The 22,884-nt window shown below is 63.8% G+C and carries 27 protein-coding genes and 2 tRNA genes; 15 read left to right on the forward strand and 14 right to left on the reverse strand.

From position 1 onward, the window contains the following. Nucleotides 1-42: 42 nt before the first annotated feature. The 4 genes from P0204_RS02060 to P0204_RS02075 form a co-directional block, all read right to left on the reverse strand. Complete coding sequence (locus P0204_RS02060; RefSeq protein ID WP_276221257.1) at nucleotides 43-2,307, reverse strand: CDC48 family AAA ATPase; 2,265 nt, start codon at nucleotides 2,305-2,307, stop codon at nucleotides 43-45. Further along, the gene (locus P0204_RS02065) at nucleotides 2,307-2,552 is read right to left on the reverse strand and encodes a DUF7127 family protein (protein WP_276221258.1); all 246 of its coding nucleotides are present in this window, start codon (nucleotides 2,550-2,552) and stop codon (nucleotides 2,307-2,309) included. Before P0204_RS02065 ends, P0204_RS02060 begins: the two co-directional genes overlap by 1 nt. 162 nt (nucleotides 2,553-2,714) lie before the next feature. Further along, nucleotides 2,715-3,428, reverse strand: coding sequence for a protein sorting system archaetidylserine synthase (locus P0204_RS02070; protein WP_276221259.1), 714 nt, complete (start codon nucleotides 3,426-3,428; stop codon nucleotides 2,715-2,717). 19 nt (nucleotides 3,429-3,447) lie between these two features. Continuing rightward, the gene (locus tag P0204_RS02075) at nucleotides 3,448-4,143 is read right to left on the reverse strand and encodes a hypothetical protein (RefSeq protein WP_276221260.1); all 696 of its coding nucleotides are present in this window, start codon (nucleotides 4,141-4,143) and stop codon (nucleotides 3,448-3,450) included. A 149-nt stretch (nucleotides 4,144-4,292) separates the two neighbouring features. Here P0204_RS02075 and P0204_RS02080 point away from each other — a divergent pair, with 149 nt between their 5' ends. Next, nucleotides 4,293-4,838: a DUF7504 family protein gene (locus P0204_RS02080; protein WP_276221261.1), complete on the forward strand. Its 546-nt coding sequence runs from the start codon at nucleotides 4,293-4,295 to the stop codon at nucleotides 4,836-4,838. Nucleotides 4,839-4,849: 11 nt separating this feature from the next. Here P0204_RS02080 and P0204_RS02085 read toward each other — a convergent pair whose 3' ends face one another. After that, nucleotides 4,850-5,287, reverse strand: coding sequence for an SRPBCC domain-containing protein (locus tag P0204_RS02085; protein ID WP_276221262.1), 438 nt, complete (start codon nucleotides 5,285-5,287; stop codon nucleotides 4,850-4,852). A gap of 81 nt (nucleotides 5,288-5,368) precedes the next feature. Here P0204_RS02085 and P0204_RS02090 point away from each other — a divergent pair, with 81 nt between their 5' ends. Together P0204_RS02090 and P0204_RS02095 are read left to right on the forward strand one after the other, a co-directional pair. Continuing rightward, nucleotides 5,369-5,800 (forward strand): DCC1-like thiol-disulfide oxidoreductase family protein, encoded by a 432-nt coding sequence (locus P0204_RS02090; protein WP_276221263.1) that lies wholly within the window; start codon nucleotides 5,369-5,371, stop codon nucleotides 5,798-5,800. 87 nt (nucleotides 5,801-5,887) lie between these two features. After that, nucleotides 5,888-6,193, forward strand: coding sequence for a PRC-barrel domain-containing protein (locus P0204_RS02095; protein WP_276221264.1), 306 nt, complete (start codon nucleotides 5,888-5,890; stop codon nucleotides 6,191-6,193). Here the strand turns inward: P0204_RS02095 and P0204_RS02100 are convergent. Next, complete coding sequence (locus P0204_RS02100; protein WP_276223309.1) at nucleotides 6,190-7,656, reverse strand: DHH family phosphoesterase; 1,467 nt, start codon at nucleotides 7,654-7,656, stop codon at nucleotides 6,190-6,192. The two genes, P0204_RS02095 and P0204_RS02100, sit on opposite strands and share 4 nt — an antisense overlap. A gap of 143 nt (nucleotides 7,657-7,799) precedes the next feature. Here P0204_RS02100 and P0204_RS02105 point away from each other — a divergent pair. Next, nucleotides 7,800-7,873: transfer RNA gene (locus tag P0204_RS02105), tRNA-Lys, on the forward strand. 187 nt (nucleotides 7,874-8,060) lie between these two features. On the opposite strand, the gene P0204_RS02110 is transcribed toward P0204_RS02105, so the two are convergent. Further along, entirely contained in the window at nucleotides 8,061-8,498 is a 438-nt protein-coding gene (locus P0204_RS02110) for a GNAT family N-acetyltransferase (RefSeq protein ID WP_276221265.1), read from the reverse strand. A 490-nt stretch (nucleotides 8,499-8,988) separates the two neighbouring features. Then, a complete protein-coding gene (gene guaB, locus P0204_RS02115) occupies nucleotides 8,989-10,473 on the reverse strand; it encodes an IMP dehydrogenase (RefSeq protein ID WP_276221266.1) in 1,485 nt (494 codons plus the stop codon). A gap of 362 nt (nucleotides 10,474-10,835) precedes the next feature. Here guaB and P0204_RS02120 point away from each other — a divergent pair, with 362 nt between their 5' ends. The 11 genes from P0204_RS02120 (at nucleotide 10,836) to P0204_RS02170 (ending at nucleotide 17,471) form a co-directional block, all read left to right on the forward strand. Further along, on the forward strand, nucleotides 10,836-11,723 hold the full coding sequence (locus P0204_RS02120; RefSeq protein ID WP_276221267.1) for a DUF5794 domain-containing protein: 888 nt from the start codon (nucleotides 10,836-10,838) through the stop codon (nucleotides 11,721-11,723). 39 nt (nucleotides 11,724-11,762) lie between these two features. Further along, the gene (locus P0204_RS02125; protein WP_276221268.1) at nucleotides 11,763-11,990 is read left to right on the forward strand and encodes a DUF5795 family protein; all 228 of its coding nucleotides are present in this window, start codon (nucleotides 11,763-11,765) and stop codon (nucleotides 11,988-11,990) included. Between the two features lie 54 nt (nucleotides 11,991-12,044). Then, a tRNA-Trp gene (locus P0204_RS02130) sits at nucleotides 12,045-12,225 on the forward strand. A 196-nt stretch (nucleotides 12,226-12,421) separates the two neighbouring features. Continuing rightward, nucleotides 12,422-12,661 carry a hypothetical protein gene (locus tag P0204_RS02135; protein ID WP_276221269.1) on the forward strand — a complete coding sequence of 80 codons (240 nt, stop codon included), beginning with the start codon at nucleotides 12,422-12,424 and terminating at the stop codon, nucleotides 12,659-12,661. Then, a complete protein-coding gene (locus P0204_RS02140) occupies nucleotides 12,651-13,760 on the forward strand; it encodes a DUF4326 domain-containing protein (RefSeq protein WP_276221270.1) in 1,110 nt (369 codons plus the stop codon). Before P0204_RS02135 ends, P0204_RS02140 begins: the two co-directional genes overlap by 11 nt. After that, complete coding sequence (locus P0204_RS02145; RefSeq protein ID WP_276221271.1) at nucleotides 13,761-14,420, forward strand: hypothetical protein; 660 nt, start codon at nucleotides 13,761-13,763, stop codon at nucleotides 14,418-14,420. It abuts the gene before it with no gap. Further along, a complete protein-coding gene (locus P0204_RS02150; protein ID WP_276221272.1) occupies nucleotides 14,417-14,716 on the forward strand; it encodes a hypothetical protein in 300 nt (99 codons plus the stop codon). The genes P0204_RS02145 and P0204_RS02150 overlap by 4 nt, the downstream gene beginning before the upstream one ends. Beyond that, nucleotides 14,717-14,932, forward strand: a complete 216-nt coding sequence (locus P0204_RS02155) for a hypothetical protein (protein ID WP_276221273.1) — start codon at nucleotides 14,717-14,719, stop codon at nucleotides 14,930-14,932. It abuts the gene before it with no gap. Further along, nucleotides 14,933-15,397: a hypothetical protein gene (locus P0204_RS02160; RefSeq protein ID WP_276221274.1), complete on the forward strand. Its 465-nt coding sequence runs from the start codon at nucleotides 14,933-14,935 to the stop codon at nucleotides 15,395-15,397. Continuing rightward, nucleotides 15,394-15,732, forward strand: coding sequence for a hypothetical protein (locus P0204_RS02165; protein WP_276221275.1), 339 nt, complete (start codon nucleotides 15,394-15,396; stop codon nucleotides 15,730-15,732). Before P0204_RS02160 ends, P0204_RS02165 begins: the two co-directional genes overlap by 4 nt. Further along, nucleotides 15,732-17,471, forward strand: a complete 1,740-nt coding sequence (locus P0204_RS02170) for a hypothetical protein (RefSeq protein ID WP_276221276.1) — start codon at nucleotides 15,732-15,734, stop codon at nucleotides 17,469-17,471. The genes P0204_RS02165 and P0204_RS02170 overlap by 1 nt, the downstream gene beginning before the upstream one ends. A gap of 521 nt (nucleotides 17,472-17,992) precedes the next feature. On the opposite strand, the gene P0204_RS02175 is transcribed toward P0204_RS02170, so the two are convergent. The 6 genes from P0204_RS02175 to P0204_RS02200 form a co-directional block, all read right to left on the reverse strand. Further along, nucleotides 17,993-18,868, reverse strand: coding sequence for a S1 family peptidase (locus P0204_RS02175; RefSeq protein ID WP_276221277.1), 876 nt, complete (start codon nucleotides 18,866-18,868; stop codon nucleotides 17,993-17,995). A gap of 119 nt (nucleotides 18,869-18,987) precedes the next feature. Beyond that, entirely contained in the window at nucleotides 18,988-19,146 is a 159-nt protein-coding gene (locus tag P0204_RS02180; protein ID WP_276221278.1) for a hypothetical protein, read from the reverse strand. A 2-nt stretch (nucleotides 19,147-19,148) separates the two neighbouring features. Beyond that, nucleotides 19,149-21,098, reverse strand: coding sequence for a carboxypeptidase-like regulatory domain-containing protein (locus P0204_RS02185; protein ID WP_379801869.1), 1,950 nt, complete (start codon nucleotides 21,096-21,098; stop codon nucleotides 19,149-19,151). Between the two features lie 218 nt (nucleotides 21,099-21,316). Continuing rightward, a complete protein-coding gene (locus P0204_RS02190) occupies nucleotides 21,317-21,751 on the reverse strand; it encodes a DUF5658 family protein (protein ID WP_276221280.1) in 435 nt (144 codons plus the stop codon). Nucleotides 21,752-21,848: 97 nt separating this feature from the next. Then, nucleotides 21,849-22,136 carry a hypothetical protein gene (locus tag P0204_RS02195; protein ID WP_276221281.1) on the reverse strand — a complete coding sequence of 96 codons (288 nt, stop codon included), beginning with the start codon at nucleotides 22,134-22,136 and terminating at the stop codon, nucleotides 21,849-21,851. After that, a complete protein-coding gene (locus P0204_RS02200) occupies nucleotides 22,133-22,723 on the reverse strand; it encodes a hypothetical protein (protein WP_276221282.1) in 591 nt (196 codons plus the stop codon). The genes P0204_RS02195 and P0204_RS02200 overlap by 4 nt, the downstream gene beginning before the upstream one ends. Nucleotides 22,724-22,884 lie beyond the last annotated feature (161 nt).

Consider the following 22,884-nt stretch of genomic DNA (forward strand, 5'->3'; position numbering starts at 1 on the left):
GTCATAGAAAAGAGAGAGCGGTATCGGCGGAGTTCGAGAGACCTACTGGAAGGTCCGGCCGACCTTCTCCTCTTCGAGGTCGGGAGTGGCCGTGTCGAAGCGCTTCTCGATCTCCGCGTAGCGTTCCTTCGTCTCCTCGGTGACGCTGGGGCCGACCTCGCTGAGAGCCGCCTCGAAGTGATCGTTCGTGATCTTGACGTTCGTGACGGAGTCGTCGAGGTCCTCCGGGTCCACGCTGTGGATGAACTCCCTGGTCGCGGCCATCGACGCCTCGCGGGCGACCGCCTCGATGTCGGCACCGACGTAGCCTTCCGTCCGGCGGGCGATCTTGTCCAGATCGACGTCGTCCGCCAGGGGCTTATCGCGGGTGTGGACTTCGAGGATCGCACGGCGGGCCTCCTCGTCGGGCACCGGCACGTGGACGTGGCGGTCCAGACGGCCGGGCCGCAGCAGCGCGTCGTCGATCAGGTCCGGCCGGTTCGTGGTCGCGACCACGACGACGTCTTCCATCTCCTCGATGCCGTCGAGTTCGGTCAGCAGCTGGCTGACGACCCGTTCGCCGACGCCAGAGTCGGTCTGGCCGCCACCACGCTCGGTGGCGATGGAGTCGATCTCGTCGAAGAACACCACGGTCGGGGCGTTCTCGCGGGCCTTGCTGAACACTTCGCGGACGCCCTTCTCGGACTCGCCGACGAACTTGTTCAGCAGTTCCGGCCCCTTCACGGAGATGAAGTTCGACTGGGCCTCGTTGGCGACAGCCTTCGCCAGGAGCGTCTTCCCGGTGCCGGGGGGACCGTACAACAGGACACCCTTGGCTGCGTCCAGATCCATCGACCGGAACACGCCGGGGTACTCCAGCGGCCACTGGATGGTCTCACGGAGCCGTTCCTTGGTGTCTTCGAGTCCACCGACCGAGTCCCAGGTGACGTCCGGGACCTCGACGAAGACCTCGCGGAGCGCGGAGGGCTCGATTCCCTTCATCGCGTCCTTGAAGTCTTCCTCGGTGATCTCCAAGTGTTCGAGCACCTCGGCGTCGATCTCGTCAGATTCGAGGTCGAGTTCGGGCCGGATGCGCCGCAACGCGTTCATCGCGCCCTCCTTGGTCAGTGAAGCCAGGTCGGCACCCACGAAGCCGTGGGTGTTCTCGGCGTAGCCCGAGAGATCGATCTCCTCGGAGAGGGGCATCCCACGGGTGTGGACCTGGAGGATCTCCTTGCGGCCCTCCTTGTCCGGGACGCCGATCTCGATCTCGCGGTCGAAGCGGCCACCGCGGCGCAGCGCCGGATCGATGGCGTCGACGCGGTTGGTCGCCCCGATGACGATGACCTGCCCGCGCTCTTCGAGCCCGTCCATCAGGCTCAACAGCTGGGCGACGACGCGGCGTTCCACGTCGCCCTGGGTCTCGCCACGCTTGGGAGCGATGGAGTCGATCTCGTCGATGAAGACGATCGCGGGGGCGTTCTCTTCGGCCTCCTCGAAGACTTCACGGAGCTGCTCCTCGCTCTCGCCGTAGTACTTCGACATGATCTCCGGGCCGGAGATCGTCGTGAAGTACGCGTCGATCTCGTTGGCGACGGCCTTGGCCATCAGCGTCTTCCCGGTGCCGGGCGGGCCGTGCAGGAGGACGCCCTTCGGCGGCTCGATGCCGAGTTGCTGGAACAGCTCGGGGTGGCGCATCGGGAGTTCGATCATCTCCCGGACTTGTTCGAGTTCGTTGTCCAGGCCACCGATGTCCTCGTAGGTCACGTCGGGCGTGTCGCTACTGGCTTCGCCCTCGCTGCCACGGATCTGTTCGGCGGGTTTCTCGCTGACCTGGATCTCGGTCGAGTCGGTGACGACGACCGTCCCCCCGGGTTCGGTCTCGGCGATCTTCAGTGGAATCTTCTGGCCGGACATCGACGACAGCGGGCCGAGGCCGAAGCTCACCGGGACGGTCTGTCCCTGCGTGACGGCCTGGCCGCTGAGGTTGTTCCGGATCATCGGGGCGACGTTCCCCCGAACGCGGAGGTTCTGGGGGAGCGCAACGGTCACACCGGTCGCCGGCTGGACGTCCGCCTTCTCGACGGTCACGTTGTCGTCGATGCCGACGCCGGCTTCCTGACGGAGCTGGCCGTCGATCCGGACGATACCGTTGTTCTCGTCTTCGGGGTAGCCGGGCCAGACCCGCGCGACCGCACGGTTACCCTGCCCGCTGAGAACGATGTAGTCGCCGTTCTCGAGGTCCATCTCCGCCATCGCGGCCCGGTCGATCGCCGCGAGCCCGCGGCCTGCGTCCTTCTGTTTTAAGGGTTTGACAGTGAGTTTCATCAGTTATCTCCCTCGTCGAGTGACATTTCGATGGTGAGGACGCCGTGGTTGATAAACGCTCGTGCGTCCGTATCAGGAACGTCAAACTCGTGTTGCTCATTGCCGGCGACGACGATGACCGTGCCGTCGACCACGTCGACGGAAGCGTCGTCGGCAGCACCCACGTCCGCCGCGAGCACGACGCTGTCGTCGTACTCGAACCGGCGGAGGGGCGTCTCGTCGAATAGCTGTTGTTCTGTATTCATCCTAACTATAGGTAAGTGGGATAACTATATAAAGATTTCGTCGGTTTCCCTCCCACGTAAGGTGGTTAGGGAACAATCGATTGATTGCGGTTCACACTACGATCGGGACCTGTATCAGTGTGGTGGCAGCGGAAAGACGGTGACGCGTATCGTGGCTACCGGTCAGTCCGCCCAATAGTACCGTGGACCGGCGAGGAAGAACAGGAGGGCGACGACCAACACGGCTCTCGGACCGAACTGATAGAGTGCATCCGGTGCAAGAACAGCAAGTGCGAGGACGACACCGACGGGCGTGACGTGTTTCGGGCCGGGTTTGGGGTAATCGAAGGGTGCGATCATCGCGACCGAGAACACCAGCATCACGCCGGCCAGCACGATTGGGTGGTGGATTCCACCGAGATACGCCGTCGAGAGGACGATCGCTCCGAGCGAGTTGGGCATCCCGGGCCGCCCGTCGGCGGTTTCGATGTACGTCTCGTAGAAAGCGGTCCTGACGATAGAGAAGACCACGTAGGCGGAGGCGACCAGCGTGATAGCGACTCCCATCGCGGGACCGGTCTCGGTGACGGTCCCGAACCGTTCGACGAGGAGCACGTAGACGAAGAGGCTCGGTGTGGCTCCGAACGAGACCACGTCGGTGATCGAGTCCAGCAGCGGTCCGACCGCCGAACTCTCGCTTCCCCGAGCGACAATCCCGTCGAGCGCGTCGGTTATCACCGACAGCAAGAGCAGTCGCGCCGCGAGGTGGAGGTCGGCGAACGCGACCGCACCGGCGACGAATCCGACGACAGCGTTGACCAGGGTGACTGTGTCGGCAACACCGAGTCGTCGAGACACCTCGAAGCCCATGCCTGCTTGCTCGCCAGGGACCCACATGAAGGGTCCGAAACGTCGATCACTCCTCGGGGAGATCGTGACCGACGACGAACCGACCGATAGTGGCGACGGTCCCGACAACGAGGAGGTAGAGTTGCCACCCCCCGCGAGCCACCGGGAAGATCCGGTCGACAGGTCCGTCTTGGGTTCCCGACGGGTCCGGGTCGACCGCGGTGTCCATCTGGATCTCGCTCGTGTTCCCCATCGCATCGGGCGTCGGCAGTCCACCGCCGCCCCCGGAACTGCCACCGCCTCCGCCAGCACCACCGTTTCCGCCCGTCTCGACGAACGTCTGGACGATCCCTCGCTGTGTGGAGAGTTCGAGCCGCCCCCTGAACTGGTAGAACTGGTCGTGGATCGGCCAGAAGAGGTTCGCTCCGCCGCTGACGGCGTCGAACAGGACGTGCCCGACAGCGTAGACGAGGACACAGAACCACGCCACTCTGACACCGTAGGCCCCCCAGCGGCTACGGACGAACGATTCCGTCCGCACGGAGAGATCGATCGCGAGGAGACCGCCCAGAACCGCCGGGATGACGAGGTTCGTCAGTGCCGCACGGTGGCCGACCTCGGAGACAAGTGCAATGAACGAATCTATGTCGGGAACCGTTACGACAGCCAGCGCGAGCAGGAGTGATCGCCTGTCGAACGCTGCACCCAAAAGCGTCGCTGCGAGCAGCCCGACGAACGCGTAGTGGACCACTAACGACGGCATGTGTGACAGTTACACACGTTCGGAATGAGTGTTGCGGTGCAGCCGAAAACTATATTTCCGGGGCTATACAGATACGCTTCAAGAACACTAATGCATCCAGTGGGTGGGAGAAACCGGGTGGGAACCGGAGAACCTGTGGGGGACCGACAGTGAGCAGTAACGACGATATCGGCCGCTCGCGTGGGGAGAAGTTCCACCTCGAAACCGGAGACCAGGCGCTCGTCTCGGTGTCGACGATGCAGTCTCCGATCCGTGAACTGCCGCCCACAGCGTACGAAAACCTCCTTGTCGTCTCGGCATCCGCTCCCGAGGAGGTCGCCGAAACGCTGGAGACGGCGGGCGTGGCTCTCGCGTCGGTCGGCCACGTTCCGATCTCCGGGTCAGAAACAGCGTACCAGGGTGAGATGGGGGTCTGTGAGCCGTTCGTCCCCGACGACCTGACTGGTCTGAGTATGCGGCTCTCACGGGCGTTCGAAGCTCTCGAAGACGGACTCGGATGGGTCGTCTTCGACAACCTCAACGTGTTCCTGATGTACGCGGCCGAGGAACGGGTCGTCAGGTTCTTCGATCATACGACGACTCAGGCCCGAGAACACGGGATCTGTGGCAGCTACGGGGTCGTTCGAGACGCCGTCGACGACTCGACGTATGCACGGCTGCGACGGTGTGTCGACACCGAGATCGACCTCCGCTGACCGTCGTTACCTCAGCCGTCCGCCGCGACGGTGACGGCGTGCCGTCTGAGGCCGACGTTCATCTGCTCGAACCCACGACGGAGTCGTCTCGCCAGCCGGTCGACGACGCGAGCGGTCAACGGCCCGCTGATCTCTTCGTACTGGGTGAACCGCGTCCCGCTCCCCCCGTCGATCGGTTCCAGCAGGAAGGCGTGTTCCGCGGACACGCCGAGGAAGCCCGAGCGCCAGCGGATCTCGTGCCCCGGGTCGACGGTCAGGATCTCCGGACTGAACGAGACGGTCGGTAGCCCGGGGACCGACAGTTGTGCGTCGACAGTCTGGCCGGGGGACATTTCGCCCTCGATACGGAGTAACGTGTTCCACTGAGGGTACGCGCTGGTATCGGTCAGGACACGCCACACTGTCTCGGGCGGGACTGGAATCTCGACCGAAACCGAAAGCTCCCGCATGATACCCATCTACGCGCTGGATCGGCAAAAACACGTGGCTCGGGAGACGGACATATGACCGTCGAGTCCCTACGTTCGACTATGGCCTCGTTCGCCTCCGTACTGATCTACGACGGTGAGTGCCCGTACTGCTCGGTCGCCGCGCGTGCGCTGGAGGAACTCGACGACGTCGGCGCGATTTCGTGGTACGACGACCCGTCCCAACGGTTTCTCGACGCCCAGTTCGGTGCGACCCCCTTCGCGATGGTTCTGGTCGACACCGACGAGGGGCGGGTGTACGCTGGCCGGTCGGCGGCCGAAGAACTGGCCGACCGCGCCGGGATGCCAGGGATCGTCGGCTCGCTAGTCAGGGACAACTACGAGACCATCGCCCGCGTTGTCGGACTCGCTAGCGGCCGCGGCCGTGACCCGGACGACTATCACGAGGCGTACGATCTCACCGACGACGGCGCGGCGGCGTACACGGATCTGGCCGATGCCGCTGTCCGCCGCGATATCACTGCTGCCGGGTAAATCCGTCATCCTCGCGTCCGACGGTTGTCTGTCGCGGTTCCGCCACCGCAAAGAACATTTAAGGGGTGTCCGGACAAGCACCTCCGTATGGACCCAGAAACTGTCCCACAGGAGATCACGACGCTCGTCGGGCGTGAAGTCTACTCGAAAAACGGTGTGTTCGTCGGAGAGGTCGAGGACATCCGTCTCGATCTGGACCGCCAGGCGGTGACGGGGCTGGCGCTTCACCAACTCAACAACGAACTGTTCAGCGACCAGGCCCGCAGTTCCCGCGGCGTCATCATCCCGTACCGGTGGGTCCAGGCTGTCGGCGACGTAGTTATCGTCAACGATGTCGTCGAACGACTCCGGAAGGCTGACTCCGATGGCGACAGCGAGGAAGTCGCGGCTTAGTTACCGTTTCCGCTTTCACTGCTCGAACTGTCGACGCCCATCGCCTCGAACAGTTTCCGTTTCACTGCCTCTTCTGTCAACTTCAACAGCGTATCACGGTTGTCGTCGTTGGTCTCTAATCCGGTGAAGATACCCAGCGGGATCTCGACGCTCGCGTCGGTAGAGTGACCTGCCGTCTCGCCCATCTCCCCGAAGGCGTCCGAGAGCACCTTCCCGATGTTCATGCGGATGTCCTTCGATCGTGCAGCCAGGTAGATCGTATCGTCCGCGATGGCAAACACCGCCGTGGTCGTGATCCCTTCGAGGTTCAGGAGGTGTTGGGCCGCCTGGGCCAGCGCGTCCCTGTCCCGGATGAAGCCGGCATTCGAGACCAGGTGGCTCCCCTGGACCTCCCGATTACGGATCGCCTCGGCCAGCACGTCGAGCGTCTCCGGCGACATCGACGGCGACTCGACCTGTTCGAGCGTGTCGTGGTCGGCGAAGGGGTAGAGATACGCGGCGGCGGTCAGATCCGCCGGCGTCGTATCCCGTTTGAAATCCAGCGTTTCGGCACGGATTCCGTACAACAGCGCCGTCGCTACGGTCTGGTCCAGCGTGAGATCCAGTTCCTGGATGTACTTCGTGAGGATCGTCGAGGTCGCCGAGACGTTCGGTCGGATATCGGAGAAGGCGGTGTCGTGTTCGTACTCGTGTTCGTGTTCGTAGTGGTCGATGACGATGTCGACCGGGTCGACGAGTGGTTCACCCCCCTTCGCGACATCGACCAGCGCGAGCGTGTCGTAGTCGTCGAGGTCGATCGAGTCCTGGGACTCCAGATCGATCCCCAGGAGATTGACGAACGCACGGTTCTCCTGGTGGCCGATCTCGCCCTCGTAGATGATATCCGCCTCCACGTCACGGCTGGCCGCGATAGCCCGAAGTGCCGCCGCAGAAGCGATCGAGTCCGGGTCCGGCGAGCGGTGGATGAGGATCGCCATCCGCTCTTCGGTGCCATCGATGACGTCACTCAGTTGTGTCGCTTTGTACTCTAGTTCACCGGTCTCGAGCGCGCGAAGTGCCGAGTCCGCGATGACTGCCGAGGGGTTGATCACCACGTCGGCACCGAGTTCGGTCAGTTCGTCGGCCGAGACAGGGTCGTCGGCACGGGCGACGATGAACTGGTCACCGTCGGCGGCACGGATGTTCTCGACGGCGTTCGCGTTCGCCGAGACGTCGGAGGACATGATGAGGACGACATCGCGGTCGCTGACCATCTCGACGACCGCTTCTTCGACGATGTCGGCCTGCTGTGCGTTGAGGTCCTGATCGCGGAGCGCCTCCACGCGACCCTCGTCGGCATCGAGGATGAGCACGTCTTTGCCCTCGTTGACGAGTTCTTCAGCCACTGCATGCCCAACGCTCCCACACCCCAGGATCGCGTACGTGGACATGGAGGCCATCGTGATGCCGCTGGCTGCACTCATAAGTGTCTGTATCGCTTGGTGGCCAGCCTCTTTAATCACGTCCATTCGTTACCTCCAGGACCCACAATACCGTGGGAACGCCGGACACGAGACCGGTGAATGAAAACCTATTTGAGCGGGCCGCCCACAGAATCAGGTGTACTGGGCCGGTAGCTCAGTCTGGCAGAGCGACGGCCTCTTAAGCCGTCGGTCGAGGGTTCAAATCCCTTCCGGCCCGCTTTTGCGACGAACGTTTCGTGCGGAGCAGAGCGGCTACGAAGCGGGTTTGAACCAGAGAGGTCGCGCACAGCGGAGCGAGCACGTCCGACCGTGGTTCAAATCCCTTCCGGCCCGCTTTTGTCGTGACCACCCCCGTGAGGATCGGGGCCTCGAACCGGGTGGTCCAGTCCACGAGTCCCGCTTAGTCACGCCAGTTCCTTTCGCATCTCGACATGCGGGATGCCCGCCTCTTCGAACTCGTCGCTGACGATCTCGTACCCGATCCCCGTATAGAACTCCTCCACACGGCGTTGGCCGTGCAGGACTGCCTCCATCGCACCGTCGTCGCGAGCCGCCGCCTCGGCAGCCTCCATGATCCGGATACCCAGCCCTTCGCCGCGATACTGTGACAACACCGCGACACGCTCGATCTTGACCGTCGTTTCGTCGACGAACCGGTAGCGTGCCGTGGCGACCGGGCGATCCCCGTCGGAAAGGAGGAGATGTGTCGCCGCGCCGTCTTTGTCGTCCATCTCCTCGCTCTCGGAGACGCCTTGCTCGTCGATGAACACCGACCGGCGGACCTGTCGGGCCTCGTCGCCGACAGCGTCGTCGTCGCCGACTTCCAGCGTGTACGATGGCATGGCCGGAGCTACGGCCGTGGTGTCGGAGAGTCTTGTGTTCGGATCTCCGTCACAGTGACTGTCGAACCCCTAAGCTACCGACAATGATATTCTCACGTGTCTGTCCGGTGGGTCCGCCAGCGACCACGAACTGTTCGGATATCGCTACCCGGAGGACGCCGACGTGCTCGACAGTACGGGCAGGATGGGGACTGTACGTCGCTGTCGCCGTCCTGTGTCCGGAGTGCAGCGAGCCACCGTCGTTGACCGGGCCGGTCACCGCTGTGACCGGGACGGACGCAGAAGTCCCGTTCGACGACGATTTTTACGAATGCCTGACACAACGGTTTTTAGCCAGGGACGGCTATCCCGGACTGCGATGTCCGATTTCGAGCGCTACGACTGTGCGAACTGTGGTGAATCGTTCGCCGCACATCCGAGCGCCCGAGCGGCCGAAACCCAGTACTGCAGCCCCACGTGTCAGTCCGCAGGAGGGTGACACTGACGGCGGTTAGCTATCCGGACTGTAGTTGGGCGCTTCGTCCGTGATCATCACGTCGTGCGGGTGGCTCTCCTGCTGGCCAGCCGCCGAGACGCGGACGAACTCGGCTCGTTCTTTGAACTCCGGGATCGTCTCGGCACCGACGTAGCCCATCCCGGACTGCATCCCGCCGACGAGCTGGTGGAGTTCGGATTCGAGCGAGCCCTTGTAGGGAGTCGCCGCCTCGACGCCCTCGGGGACGTAATCCTCGTCTTCCTCGTCCTCTTTGAGGTAGCGTTCGCCGCCGCCTTCGTTCATCGCGCCGACGCTGCCCATCCCGCGGTACTGTTTGTACTTCTTGCCGTTCATCGTGATGACGCGGCCCGGTGCCTCGTCGGTTCCAGCGAAGTACGAGCCGAGCATGACGGCGTCGGCACCGGCGGCGATGGCCTTGATCGCGTCGCCGGAGTAGCGGATGCCCCCGTCGGCGATGACGGGCACGTCGTGCTGGCTGGCGACGTCTGCGACCTGCGCGACGGCGGTGATCTGTGGCATCCCAGCGCCGGTGACCACGCGGGTCGTACAGATCGAGCCCGGGCCGATGCCGACTTTGACGCCGTCGGCGAAGTCGACGACGGCCTCCGCTGCCTCCCGGGTCCCGATGTTGCCGACGACGACGTCGGCGTCGACCTCGCCTTTGATGTCCCGAGCGCTGTCGATGACGTTAGCGTTGTGCGCGTGGGCACAGTCGATGAAGAGGATGTCGGCACCGGCCTCGTCGGCCGTCTGTGCGCGGTCCAGTTCGAAGGGGCCAACAGCGGCACCGACCCGGAGGTGGCCGTCCTCGTCACGGGCGGCCTCGTCGTACTCTCGGCGCTGGAGGACGCCTTTCATGGTCACGAGTCCGGCCAGGCGGTTCTCGTCGTCGATGATCGGGACCCGCTCGATCTTGTGATCGTACATCAACTCCAGGGCCTCCCGGGGCGAGACGTCCTCTGGAGCGGTGACGACCTCGTCGGTCATGGCCTCGGTCACGGCGTCGGACTCGCCGACTTCGAGGTACGGCCGGATGTCCGTTCCGGAGATGATCCCCAGGACCTTTCCCGTCTCGTCGTCGACGACTGGTGCCCCGGAGACGCCCTGTCGGTCCATCATTGCGTCGACCTCCCGGACAGTCTGTTCGGGGCTCGCGGTCACGACATCGCGGATGATCAACTCGTCGGCACGCTTGACGCGCTCGATCTCGTCGGCCATCTCTTCGGCGTTCATGTTCCGGTGGAGGACACCGAGTCCACCCTGGCGAGCCATCGCGATCGCCATGTCGCTCTCGGTTACGGTGTCCATCGCGGCCGTCAGTACCGGGACGTTCAGCTCGACCGAGCGGGAGACGCTGGTCGCGGTGTCGGCCTCGTCGGGTTCGACGCGTGACTCTTTGGGTCGCAGCAGTACGTCGTCGAATGTGAGAGCCTCCGGAACACGGAGCTTCTCGGAGAAAGGCTCGGGATCGTTCGCCATGTAAATCGTCCTCGACGGCCGGGCAAAAACGTTGCGAGACGTGCCGACTCTGTGGACCGCTGCCATGCGAATCGCGCCGTTCGAACTGTGACATCTGTCCACGAGACTCGGGTTATCCCCTGTTTCACGTCTCGTGTGTTCGGTTCTCACACAACGTTTATACTCCGACGAAAGATAATGTTACATATGCGAACTACCGAACCCTCCGTCGCCAACACGGTCCCGCAACCGAGTTCGACCGCGGCTGGCACTCCGTTCTTCACAGGGTTCGGTACCGGGAAACAGCTCTGGTCCGCCATTCCGTGTGCGTCCAGTGCGGTAACCACCCGACGGGTACCGGGTGAACCCGGGCTGTAACCAGGATGAGTAGCTCCAGACATCCAGTCGCACTCCGTGTGGAGCGGCGGGTCGGCCGTGGCGGCCGCCTGCTGGGAACGGTCATGGCGTTGCCGCTCATCGACGGCATCTTCCCGGTGTTGGTACTTGCCGGTGCGCTCACCACCTGGACGGGGATGCTCGAAGTCGGTCTGCTGGTCTTCGGTGGGTCCGCGACCGTCGCGGTCGTCCTCGCCGAGATGGACGGCGGCCCACGCGAACAGGCCACGACCGTCCTCCTGATCGGGAGCCTGCTGATCCCGCTTGCGGTGATCGAGGCCGCACTCGCCCCCACCATCGACAGCCTCGTCCGAACCGGCGTCCTAGAGCGGTTCGCCGGTATCGTCATCATGGCGATAGCCGCCCAGACGGCCAGTTCGCGCGTCAGCGAGTTGCTCCCACGGCCGGCCGTCATCATCGGCCTCGGCCTACTGGCCGGCTTCGACCCGGCCGGTGCGACGCTCGTCACGGCAATCGACCCCTGGATGGTGGCCCGCGCCGCTGGCACCGCCGGCATCGGCGTCGGGTTCGCGCTCGCCATCGCGCTGACCAGCCCGTGGCTGCGCAACGCGGTCGACATCGACCGGTTCCGCTTCGGGAGCGCCATCGCACTCGGTGTGCTCTCGCTATCGGTTCTGGGTATCCTCCCGACGACTGCCCCCGTCGCGTTGGGCGTCCTCGCAGTCACCGCACTGCTGTCGTTCGATCCCGGCAACGCCCGGGAGCGCCACTCCGATTACCACCCCGACGAGGTCGATCTCACCGCCGCTTTCTCCGACGGCGGCGCGTCTCAGGGTGTCGCCGGCGACCAGCGGACCGATGACGGCGCCGCAGTCGACTACGAACCCGACACCGAACGCGCTCCCTGGCTCTGAGGGAGAAGGTTTAGGCGCGTCCCGGCCCCTCGGGCGAACATGGCCGATAACCGCGTGATCCAGGGGCGAATGCAGACACCCGAGAGCCTCGCCGAACTCATCGAAGGTGAGAGTGTCATGGACGCAGAACCGATCGAAGACGCCGAAAAAGACTGTCCCGACTGTGGCGAAAACGTCGTCACAGTGGGATACATGCCCTCGGCCCTGGAGTTTGTCACGGGCTACAAATGCCAGGAGTGTGACTGGGCCGAGACCGATCGGGACTGATCGCCGTCCAGCAACCGAAACCCCTTTAGTACAACTGGGCATACGCCGGAGTGCGGGGTCGTGGCCTAGTCCGGGAAGGCGGCTGACTCCAGAGGCCACGTGCCTGGGACGAGACTCTAAGGGCTGATATACTGAGCGGCCGGCTGATCACCGGTTCGCGACGATGACCCTCTGGAGTTCCGAGGCACAGGACGGAGATATCAGCCGATCGGGGGTTCAAATCCCTCCGACCCCATACAGTATAAAAGTAAAGCGGTGTTTCTTGCCGCTTTCGCTTCACCACTCCAGAGCCACTGCCAACCGAGGTGGTCGGCAGTGAGTCGCGTCGAGGAAACCGAAACGCTGCCGCTCATCTGTGAGTGGTGTGGGTGTTTCATCCCGCCAGAGGGGCGTGAGGACTGCCCTGGTCGCGACGACGGGAGGTGCCAGGCGTGACGATCGACCTGGCCGAACTCCGTCGCCGGCAGCAGAACGTCAAACCCACGAAGGACTGCGAGTTTCGCTGTCCTGAGTGTCGGGCACGGGTCTCTGCGTCCCCGACGGAAAACGTAGAATACGGGCACTACATCGGCTGTCCACGCCGGCCCGACGAGTTTCCCGACCACGGCAAGGTTATCCGATCGTCCAGGCTGGCCGACCCTGACCAGGAGGTGCTGTCCGATGCAGCCTGAGGCCGCGATCATCGGTGAGTGCACCGACTGCGGCGGCCGGATGATCGAGACCGCCGCCTTCACGACCGACTCGGTCCGTCGGGCCACGCTGTTCTGCGGGGACTGCCAGACCCACGTTCGGATCGAACACGAGCTTCGCGAGGGGGGCCTCGATGCCGTCGACGCCGACGGCGTTCGGGACTGTTCGATCGAAGAGGTCGCCTGGGTCGACTGTGAGCGCTGTCGGGGAAGCGGTGAGGTGATCGGTTGCATCGACGATATCTGCCATGCAAAGGGGCGGTGCATCCACAACGGGAATGACCGCTGTCCCGCGTGTGACGGGACTGGTGCTCAGCCGCGGGTGACCGCGACCGACGGCGGCACTCAGAAAACACGCGTCGGCCACACGAAGGCCGACGAGACGGATGTGTATACCGGTCGCGGTCCTGGCGGTCGCTCGATGCTCGATACCTCGCCAGGGATGCGTGGCTGGCTCGGGAACCCGTATACCGTCGAGGATCACGGCCGTGACGGCTCTATCGAGCACTTCAGAGACGCGTTCGAGGCGAAGATCGACGGTGACGAACGGTTCCGACGTGCTGTCCGTGACCTCGCCGGAAAGACGCTCGGGTGCTGGTGCCAGCGACTCGACGAGGACGAACCCGCCTGCCACGCCGAAGTTATCGCCGAGTGGGCCGATCGGTTAGCGGACGACGACCAGCTCGTCACCGACGGCGGCGTTCGCGAGACCCACATCGGCGAGTCCGGCCTGTTCGTTCCTCAGGACCTCCGGGAGTTCCAGGGCCAGATCGTGTTCCGGACGCCCCGGAGCACGATCCAGCACTTCGGCTCGACCGACCTGGACGCCTACTACGGGATGATCGAGGCCGGCGACTTCGACGAGCCCGACGCGTTCCGCGACCCGAAGAACCCCGACCTGGCGCCCGACCGGCTGACGATCAAGCCCCAGGGCGAACCCGCCGTCGAGTTCGTCGTCGAGACCGATCCCGACGTGCGGTGTGACGGTGGGACCGACCGCGTCGAGTGTTCGAACTGCGGGTACCGGCGGCCCACGTTCGAGGCCTGTCCCGAGTGCGGTGCGTTGGGAGGTGAGCGATAGATGCAGGCCGTCGATCGCTCCGATATCGTCGTCGCCCGCCCGATCGGGCGCGATACGCTTCGCGCCATCGACCAGGGCTACCTCGTCACCTGTACGAACCTCAGTTGTGAGTGGCAGGGGCTGTTCCCCGACGCCGACCTCGCGGCCACAGCCTGCGAACGGCACTACGACCACGAACTCCGGTCTGGTCAGTACCACCGCGGGGATCGGACCTACACGGTCGTCGAACTGCTGGACGACGAAACCGCTTGCACACTGGACGACTCGAAGCTCGGCCTCAGTGTCGCAGAGAACCGATACGGCACCGCCGACGGGAGTGTCCGACAAGCAGAGTTCCCACGGACGACCCAGGACGTGCCAGCGCTCGTCGAGCGTGGCGACCGGATCATCGTGCCCGGTGATCGGGAACAGAAGGTGCGCGCCGTCAGCGAGACTCGGTCGCTCGGCCTGCCGACCTGGTCGGTGAACTACTGTGATGTCGACGACGATCTGCTGTCCGGTCGGCTCCCGCCACGTGGCCAGCGCGAACTCATCGCCCGGGACGGCGCGGTGTACTGTTCGTATGGCCCCGATCCGCTCGCTGCCCCGGCCTTCGAGGTGATCGGCGAGACCGAGCACCAGGCGGATTTCTCCGAGTTCGACGGAGGTGCGTCGGCGTGACGATCGCGACCGACGCCCGACGCAAGACCCGCCAGCGCCGGGAGCAACGCGCCGACGCCGACCTGGAACTGCCCTTCAACGAGCGCGTCACGGTCGACTGTCCCGAGTGTGGCGAGGGCTTCGAGGTCAACATCCTCACGTCGACGCCGCGCCAGTACACGCCGACGTTCGGGCGCTGCACGAACCACGAGTGTGACGCGTTCCTGAAATTCTGCTGGGACGGCAGCACGCCCGACGAGCCCGAGGACGACGACGAACAGGCATCACTGGCGGCGTTCGCCGGAGGTGAGCGGTAGATGAGCGATATTCGCCGCCCAGCCGTCTGCGTCGACACCCTCGACTACGATGGGTCGGAGACACACGCCGACGCGATCGAGGGCGAGGTCACGCGCCACTACTATTCCTGCCCGAGTTGCGGCCATCCCATCGCGACGTGGATGGACTGTCCTGAGTGCCTGTGGTACGACGAGGATGTGTGGTCGCGGACGCTGGCCGACGGAGGTGGGCGGTAGATGCCCTCCACCACGCAGGCAGGCGACCGCGACGATCGCCTTCGCTGTCCCCAAACTCGCGACCGTATCGGCGAGGACCCGGCCCGCTGGCTCGATCGGGAGCTGATCACCGACGCCGACCGCCGGAACATCGTCCTGACGCTGACCGACAGCATGGACTCCATCGAGCGGGTTCGTGCCTGGCGAGCGTGTGAACTGCGGCTGGCGAACCCCCAGGAGGACGACACCCCACGGAACCCGCTTGAGGAACCGCGGGCGAGGATCATGCAGCGCCTGGACCAGCGCGAGGCGTGGCTGGAACTCCACGGCGAGCGGCCTGATCGGCTCGAAGAACGCGAGCACGATCGTGACCTCCCGCCCGTCGAAACCGAATGGGTCGACCGGCCCGATGTCGAGACGGCCAGTGATCGGGCCGTGTTCCGGTCCAGTGGGTCGCTGGCGACCGACGGGGGTGAGTCTCAGTGACGATCACGCCCGACCAGGAGCCGGCGGCGACGCAACTTTCCGTACTGGAACCGGACGTGTTGCCCTACGACGACACGGCGCTCTGTCCGATCTGTAGCCAGCGTGTCGACGACATCGGCACCCCTGCGGTTCCGGTGGAGTTCTTGGCTGATCCGGCCGCCGTCGACGGTGACCAAGCCCCAGTCTACGCATACGTCTGTGGCCGCCATCGCGGTCGTGACGTGGTCCTGCCGCTGCCAATGGCACTGGCCCCGGACGTAGCGGTCGGACTCTCGGCCCGCGTCGAGGGCGAGACGCGTCCTGTTGCGGTGCCGGAACCGGAGGTGCATCGCTGATGGCGAGTCTGACGCCAACGGAGGCCGGCACGCTGTCGACGCCCGGCCCGGACCTGGGCGCGATCGAGGACGCCGGAGACGGCGCGGCCGGCGAGTGGGATTCCCTGGACTACCCGGACCCGATCGACCATGGCCACGGCCTGGAAATGGTCGTCAACGACCTCGACGACGGCGAGGACTTCGCGTACCGTCGGCTGTTCCACGGCTGGCGCGAGCACGTCGCGGACGCGGAGAACGAGCCCTACGTGCTCGTCGAGGACGTACACGAGTGGTTCGACTGGTTGCACGACGAGTATCCCGCCCACCTGGTGCTCTCCTCGAAGCCGTGGAAGGTCGGGACCGAGGCCGACGGCCAGAGGATCACCGGGAGTCGGCGCTACGAGTACTCGATCCAGGTGATGCGCTACGATCCGGAGTCAGACACCCTCGCGGCGAATCACGAGAAATCTCTGCGGGCGCCCGTCAGTTGCCAGACCTGGGTCCAGCCACAGAACGAGGATCTGGTCTACAAGAGCAACGACCCGCTGATCTGCCAGTACGGCGAGGGCACGAAGTTCCGCACGCAGACGACCTATGCGGGCTCGGCGGAGACGATAGCCCGGACGGTCCAGGTCGTCAACGCCGCGATGGACGCGCTCGACCAGGATAGGCCGGACTGGAGTCGGATGAACCGCGAGTCCTGGCGTGTCTGGAAAGGCGAGGTCCACCACCGGATCGACGAGAGTCTGATGGACGTTGTCGCGAACAAGCTCCGCAGTGCGCGCACCCTCGTCGAGTACGGCGGCGACGGTGACGCCAGCGGTGGCGGGCAGTACGCTGGCGGCCAGCACGTCGAGGAGCGTGTCGTCTCGGATATGTGGCATCGGATCGGCTTCGCCGGTTACGCCGATCGGGACGACTACAACCTCGGGCTGAAGGTCTACCGTGTCGGCGGGAACCCAGCCGACGAGCGCCTGCGGCATCCGAAGCTCGAAGCGTTCTTCGGCGGCACCGACGACGGGACGACGCTGCCCCACGCCGACGAGTGGGCCGCACTCCGGGCCACGCTCCGGCAGCTCGTCTCGACGTTCGCGATCCGGAGCGGTGTCGCCCTGGGCGATCTCCGCGAGGACGACTACTACCAGCCGATGGAGCGCGACCAGATCGACGTGATCGTGCCCAAGGGCTGGCGCCAGGCGATGGCCGAAGCCAACGAGGAACGGGAGCGCCGTATCCTCAAGACCACCTACGAGTCGCTGTCCCAGGCCCGCTGGGACGTGCTCTGGACGGTCGCGACGACGAAAGGCTGTGAGTACGACACGCTGGTCGAGCTTACCGGATACTCGCGGGACTACGTGCGCGAGATCGTCCGCGACCTCGAAGAGAAGGACGTGTTGCACCGGACGACCTACCCGCGTGTCGTCGTCTACCACAACGAGGAGCTACGGCTGAACGCGATCGAGGCGCTTCAACAGGTCCACCCCGACCGTGCCCTGGACGACATCCGGGCAGACGCCGACGAGCGTCGCGAGGAACGGCGCACGCAGCGCGAAGACGACAACGAGGACAGTGACGGGGCCGACTCGGCGACCGATGAGAGCGGCGACGAGACGGGTAGCGACGACAGCCCGACCTGGGTCTCGGTCGCCGACCTGGACTACTCCGCCGCGGACGTGGGTCGGTACCTGGAGCGCGGCGAGATCGAGCCCGACGCCGCGAAGGTGAACGTCGATCGCCACGACTGGCTGATACTCCGGTAGCCTGGGGCGAGAGTCCCACGGGCGTGCCGGATCGATAGCGACAGCGCTGTTCTGTGACGCCGTTTTTCTCCGTTCGTTTCACTCTCGTTAGGTAACTCTGCTGGCTGGTTTTCGTTTCGTCGGTCACTTCGGCGGATGCATTGGTGTCGGCCTCGATCCGCGCCAGTTCCTGGCCAGTTTCTCGGTGGCGGTGGTCGGCCGGTTCCGGCCGCAGCCGTCCGCTCTCACGCCCTCAGCGGGGCGTAGCGGGTTCGGCCCGGTGTCGGCGGTCCCCACATACCCCTACGGTAGTTGCCCCTAAGGGGCCAGTCCAATTGCGCGGCTCGCATAGCGCTCGCCGCGCTCCCGCAGTCGGTTGGTCGGCCGGTTTCTGGACTGACGACTGCGAGAGGTTCTGAACCGCAGGATACCGGCACTGGGTCAAACGGGGCGATCATACCCCAGATGGCCTTAGGGTAAGTCAACAGATTTGATACGGTTATCAACTGACATGGCGTTCATGCTGAGTACAGAGGCTGGTTTCAGATATATTGCCGAATAATATCCATCATGCCTTGGCCACCAGATGCTACACCGATACCCATCTGAAACGTATTCATCACTGTGTCAAGAAGTGTTCGTGCCATTTCTGCTTGGATTTTACTTACCAAAATAGACGCCTCTTGCAAGTCAAAACGCAAGAGAACATCATCTTCCCGTTGAGATAACTCCACATCTAACCCATATCCTTCTAAAATATCTTTCTCGTAAACAGCATCCTCAACTGTGTCGTATACTAAGAATCCGTTCTTGTGGCTTCCAGAAATCTCACTTGTCACATGAAATAGGTTCTCAAGCCGATGAATTTGATCATCCCATCGTTCAAGTTGTTGCTCGAAATTCCCTGCGCTTGCTGAAACAACACCTACTACTTGACCAGTTTCCTGCTCAATGACCGGCCCACCGCTGTGACCAGAGTTGAATAAGCCATCAACTTCAAAGAAGTGGCCACCACCATCGTCAAAACTGCCGGATGCAACCGGCCCCCAACCGAACCGCTGACGATCAATTTTTGATTCACCTATTAGCCGGGCATATCCTGACCAAACGACCTCTGTTCCGATAATTGGGATTTCTGGGCTGAGCGATAATGACTCAACATCATCAGGACGCTCATCCGCCTCTAATACAGCCAAATCAGAACCTTGGTCTTGTTCAGTCACCTGTACCACTACATCGCTATCACCCTCAGTTACGATAGTGAACTTATCTCTGTGAATAGCAGTTACAACATGATTCGCAGTAAGTAGGTATCTATCACCTATCCAAAATGCAGTCCCCAGTTTTTTGTTTGCCACATCCACGCGACAGGTTGCAGCACGAATTTCTGGGATTCTATTGCTTCGTTTATGTCCCATTGTGTTTGTTAGTAGATGTCTCAATCACTCATAGCTATCCCTGGCGAGTTCTGAAGATGCGGGCTGTACATAGCTGCCCCACCGGAATAGATCACCCACCAGAAATCCTCTGTAACCAGCTACTCAATTTCTTCAACCAGCCGTTCAGCACGTTTCTCTCCGATCCCGTCGATCCACTCGAAGTCAGCGGCGTCGGCGACGGTGCGTTTGAGCCGCGGGAGTTGGACCACGAGCATGGTCGCGAGGCCGGCCATGAGGCCGACCGAGGGATCGGCCATCGTCAGGGTGCGCCAGCGTTGCCGGCGCCGCCAGCGCCACCGCCACCCTGATAGCGCCGGTACAGCGCCAGGCCGATCGCGCCGACGGCTGGGACGCCGATCAGGAGCGGCGAAGCACCCGAGCCAGCATCGTCGCCGATGATGGCGCCACCACCGGCACCGCCGCCGACGGCAGTCCCGTTGGTCGGTGTCGGATCGGTCGTGTTCCAGCCCGAATCCGCCGGTGGCAGGTCGTCACGACACTCCTGGGTGCCGTTGGCGACCGTCCCGCCACTGCTGTTGTAGGCTTTGAACTGGACCGTTGCCGTGTCACAGATGTCGCCGCTGTCGATCGGCGTTGCCGTGGTGAACTCGTCGCCCTCCGTCGGCGTCGACGGATCGAGGAACCCATCGTCTTCGGTCGGCGTGGGCGTGGCACCCGGCGCGAGCGTCGGCGTGGGTTCAGATGGGTCGGGCTCCGGCGTTGGCTCAGGGGCGTCAGGGAACTCATCAATCGCGATGCAGCTCGACCAGTAGCCGATTGGCTCGACGAACGTCTTGTCGATCGTGACATCTGGTGAGCCTTGTGCGTCGGTTAGTCCTGCCGTCGTGCTAATCCGCGTCGTCTCGCGGTCGCTGTCGTAGTACTCGATGTAGAGGCCGGGTGAGCCATCCGGCATCCTACAGCGCCGCGTGGCCCAGGCGTAGCCCTCCTTGTAGGGATAGTCACGGGTCGTTACGGGTGTCGGCGTGGCCGTCGCTGGCGTGCTCCCGTCGATTGGTGCCTGGGTCGGCGTGGGTTCGGGCGTGATCGGGGTCGGCGTCACGAACTCGTCGTCGGCCGGCGTTGGCGTTGGCTCGGGCGTGATCGGCGCTTGCGTTGGCGTGGGTTCAGGCGTGATGAACCCGCCGTCGGCCGGCGTCGGCGTGGGTTCGGGCGTGATCGGCTCCTGGGTCGGTGTTGGCGTCGGCTCGGTCTGGTTCGTGATGTACTTCGACGGGCCGGTCGGCGTAATCCGGATCACGTCGGGCGTGTTCTGTGTGTACTGCCAGCCACGCCAGGACAGTGATGAGCCCGGCGCTTTCACTTCGACGCGGTACTTCGAGCCGAGTTTCAGGTTCGTGGTGACCTCCTCGTCGCTGCCGAAGGTCTCGCTGGCGACCGTCTCGTAGGTGTAGGGCGGTCGCAGGCTGGAGCGTTTCTCGACGACCAGTTTTGTCTGGTCGGCCGGGAAGAGGTCTCGCTGGGTCTGGTCGTCCAGCACGAACGTCGTCTGATCGGACTGGGGCATCGTGAGGTTCAGCGTGGTCGCGCCGCTGACAGTCGTCGTCTTGCTGGCGGTCTTGTAGCCGGGTTTCGAGACTTCGACGGTTGCGTCGGTGCCATCCGTGACAGTGACCGAGTAGTCGCCACCTGCATCGGTCGTGGTGGTGGCGATTGTTGCACCCGTGCTGTCGGTGACGGTCACGTCGGCCGCACCGACGACGTTCCCCGAGCCGTCGGTGACCGTCCCCGATAGTGTGTAGCTCGGTGTGTAATTGGTCCCTGCCTCGTCTATGTGATTGGTGGCTAAGTTGATACTGTCAACACTCGACCCAGTCGCTTCCTGGCCCGCTTTTAGCGTTCTGCTGATTTGTGGGCTTGACGGCTTGCTGTTCCCGGCGGGCCAGATGTAGACGTTGATGCTCCTATCCGGTTGTATCTCGATATAGAGATTATGCCAGTTGGCCGGATTCACGCCCGTGTATTCGCTAAAATCATCAGGGTAATTATAACTCCCATCAGAATTGTCTGTCATTCGATACGAACCGCCACTTCCTGTATCGGCGATCAACTCGAAGTAATTACCGTTCCCTAAATTGACCTTGAGTGATCCCGAATCCGTGCCAGCATCGCCGTTGGTGTCGAATTTCGCCTTGTAGTAGAACACCCCTTCGCTACTGGACCAGTCAAACGACATTCCAGAATACATTTTATTGTCGTTTGAAATCTGGTACGAATAGCTATCTTCAAACGACGACGAGACGACGCTGCCGCCGGACCAGCCCTGGCTAGAGCCATCCTCGAAGTCATCCCAGTGTCCGAATGAACTCTCGCCAAAGCCAGGGGTATCTGCACTGGCAACGCCGTGCAATCCAGACACCGACGTTAGTGCTATCACAACTACGAGCGAAACTGCTACAGTCCGTTTCACGCCACCACCCCCGGATACGGGACGGGAGCAGTCACACCGATGCCGTGCAACTCGGCCAAGACAGTCAGATTCCAGAGAGTGAGCCAGGCACCCCGGACCACCAGGATCGCAAGCAGCCCAACCTGGAATGGTGTGGCGTCGATCCGCAGGCGCTCGCCGACGTGACCGAGAAACAGCCAGGCGACGGCGGCGAACGACAGCGCCAGGAGCTTCAGCCCGACCAGGCCGATCAGCCCGACCTGATCGATCGCGGCCGTCGCGATCGCTGCGGACTCGACCCCGCCGCTGGCGAGAACGAGCGCCGTCGTCGCCGTGTCGCCGATCCCGTAGAGGACGACAACGGCGACGGCGAACAGCCGATGCAACGCGCTCAGTCGGAACCGATACCTCACAGCCATGCCCGCGTAGGGCAGTCGCTCAGTGTCTGTCATGCGTACCTCCGCCTGTCGCGCCCACAGGCCGGGCAGAATCGGCACTCGTCGTCTCCGGCCGCACAGCGCTGGCAGGCGACGAGATTCGTTGCTTGGCTCACAGTGCCACCTCCGCGATCGCGGTCGCCACGTCGACGAGCGCGCTCAACAGATCGGTCAGCGTCGTCAGCGACACGTCGAGCGTGACACCAGGGATCAGGCCCAGGAACGCCGCGAACAGGATCACACCGATCAGGCCGGCGACCTTCGCGGCAAAGCCCAGTGTCCCGAGAAATGCCATGATCGAGCGGCCGTGATACAGCGCGACCAGGCCCGACGCGAACACGGCGATCGAGCCCGGCAGGCCGATGGCTTTGAGCGCGTCACCGAGCACGAGGACGGTCACTGGTCATCACCGTCCTCGACCTGGCCACGGACGACGATTCGGCGCTGGCCATCATCGTCCGACCCCAGCGCACGCCACAGGAGTGCGATCGTGCCGACGGCGACGATCGGGCCGACGTTCGAGTTGACGACGGTGCCAATCACGGGCTCGCCCAGTGCCGACAGGCCGATCACGACGGTTGCGGTCCCAACCAGAGCGAACAACCGGAACGAGTACTGATCCAGTGCCTGGAGGATCAGATACGTCGCGACCAACTCCAAGGCGATCACGAGCTGGAGGCCAGTGCCCTCTGGCAGCGCGAACGCGCCCGAGAGGATCAGGACCAGCAGCGTCGCGACGCCAGTCAACAGGAGCACCGGCGTTGAGGTGAGAAACGCCAGCGTCGAGGCGATGAATCCTCCGTCGCTGGCCGTGCTCGACGAGCCGCCGAACGATGGCAGGAAACCAAGCACGTCGACCCTGGTGAACGTGTCCAGCGCGGCGAGTGCGAGCGCGGCCACGACCGCCACGAGTACGAGCCCGCCTGCACTCCCGGTCGTGGACGCACCCGAGCCCGTGGGCGTCGCGAACTGCGCGGCCACGCTCACGGGCACCCCTCCGCGGACTCGCGCACAGTCCCCGCGGCTGGCCGGGCGCGCATTATCCATGCACTCGCTCGCGCACTGACTGCGGTCTGTGGGTGCTCACGCGCGTGTGATAGCTGGGGGTCCTGCTGACTCGCAACTCGACACGCGCGCGTATGAACTGC

Source organism: Haloarcula halophila (assembly GCF_029278565.1).
Taxonomy (GTDB): Archaea; Halobacteriota; Halobacteria; order Halobacteriales; family Haloarculaceae; genus Haloarcula; species Haloarcula halophila.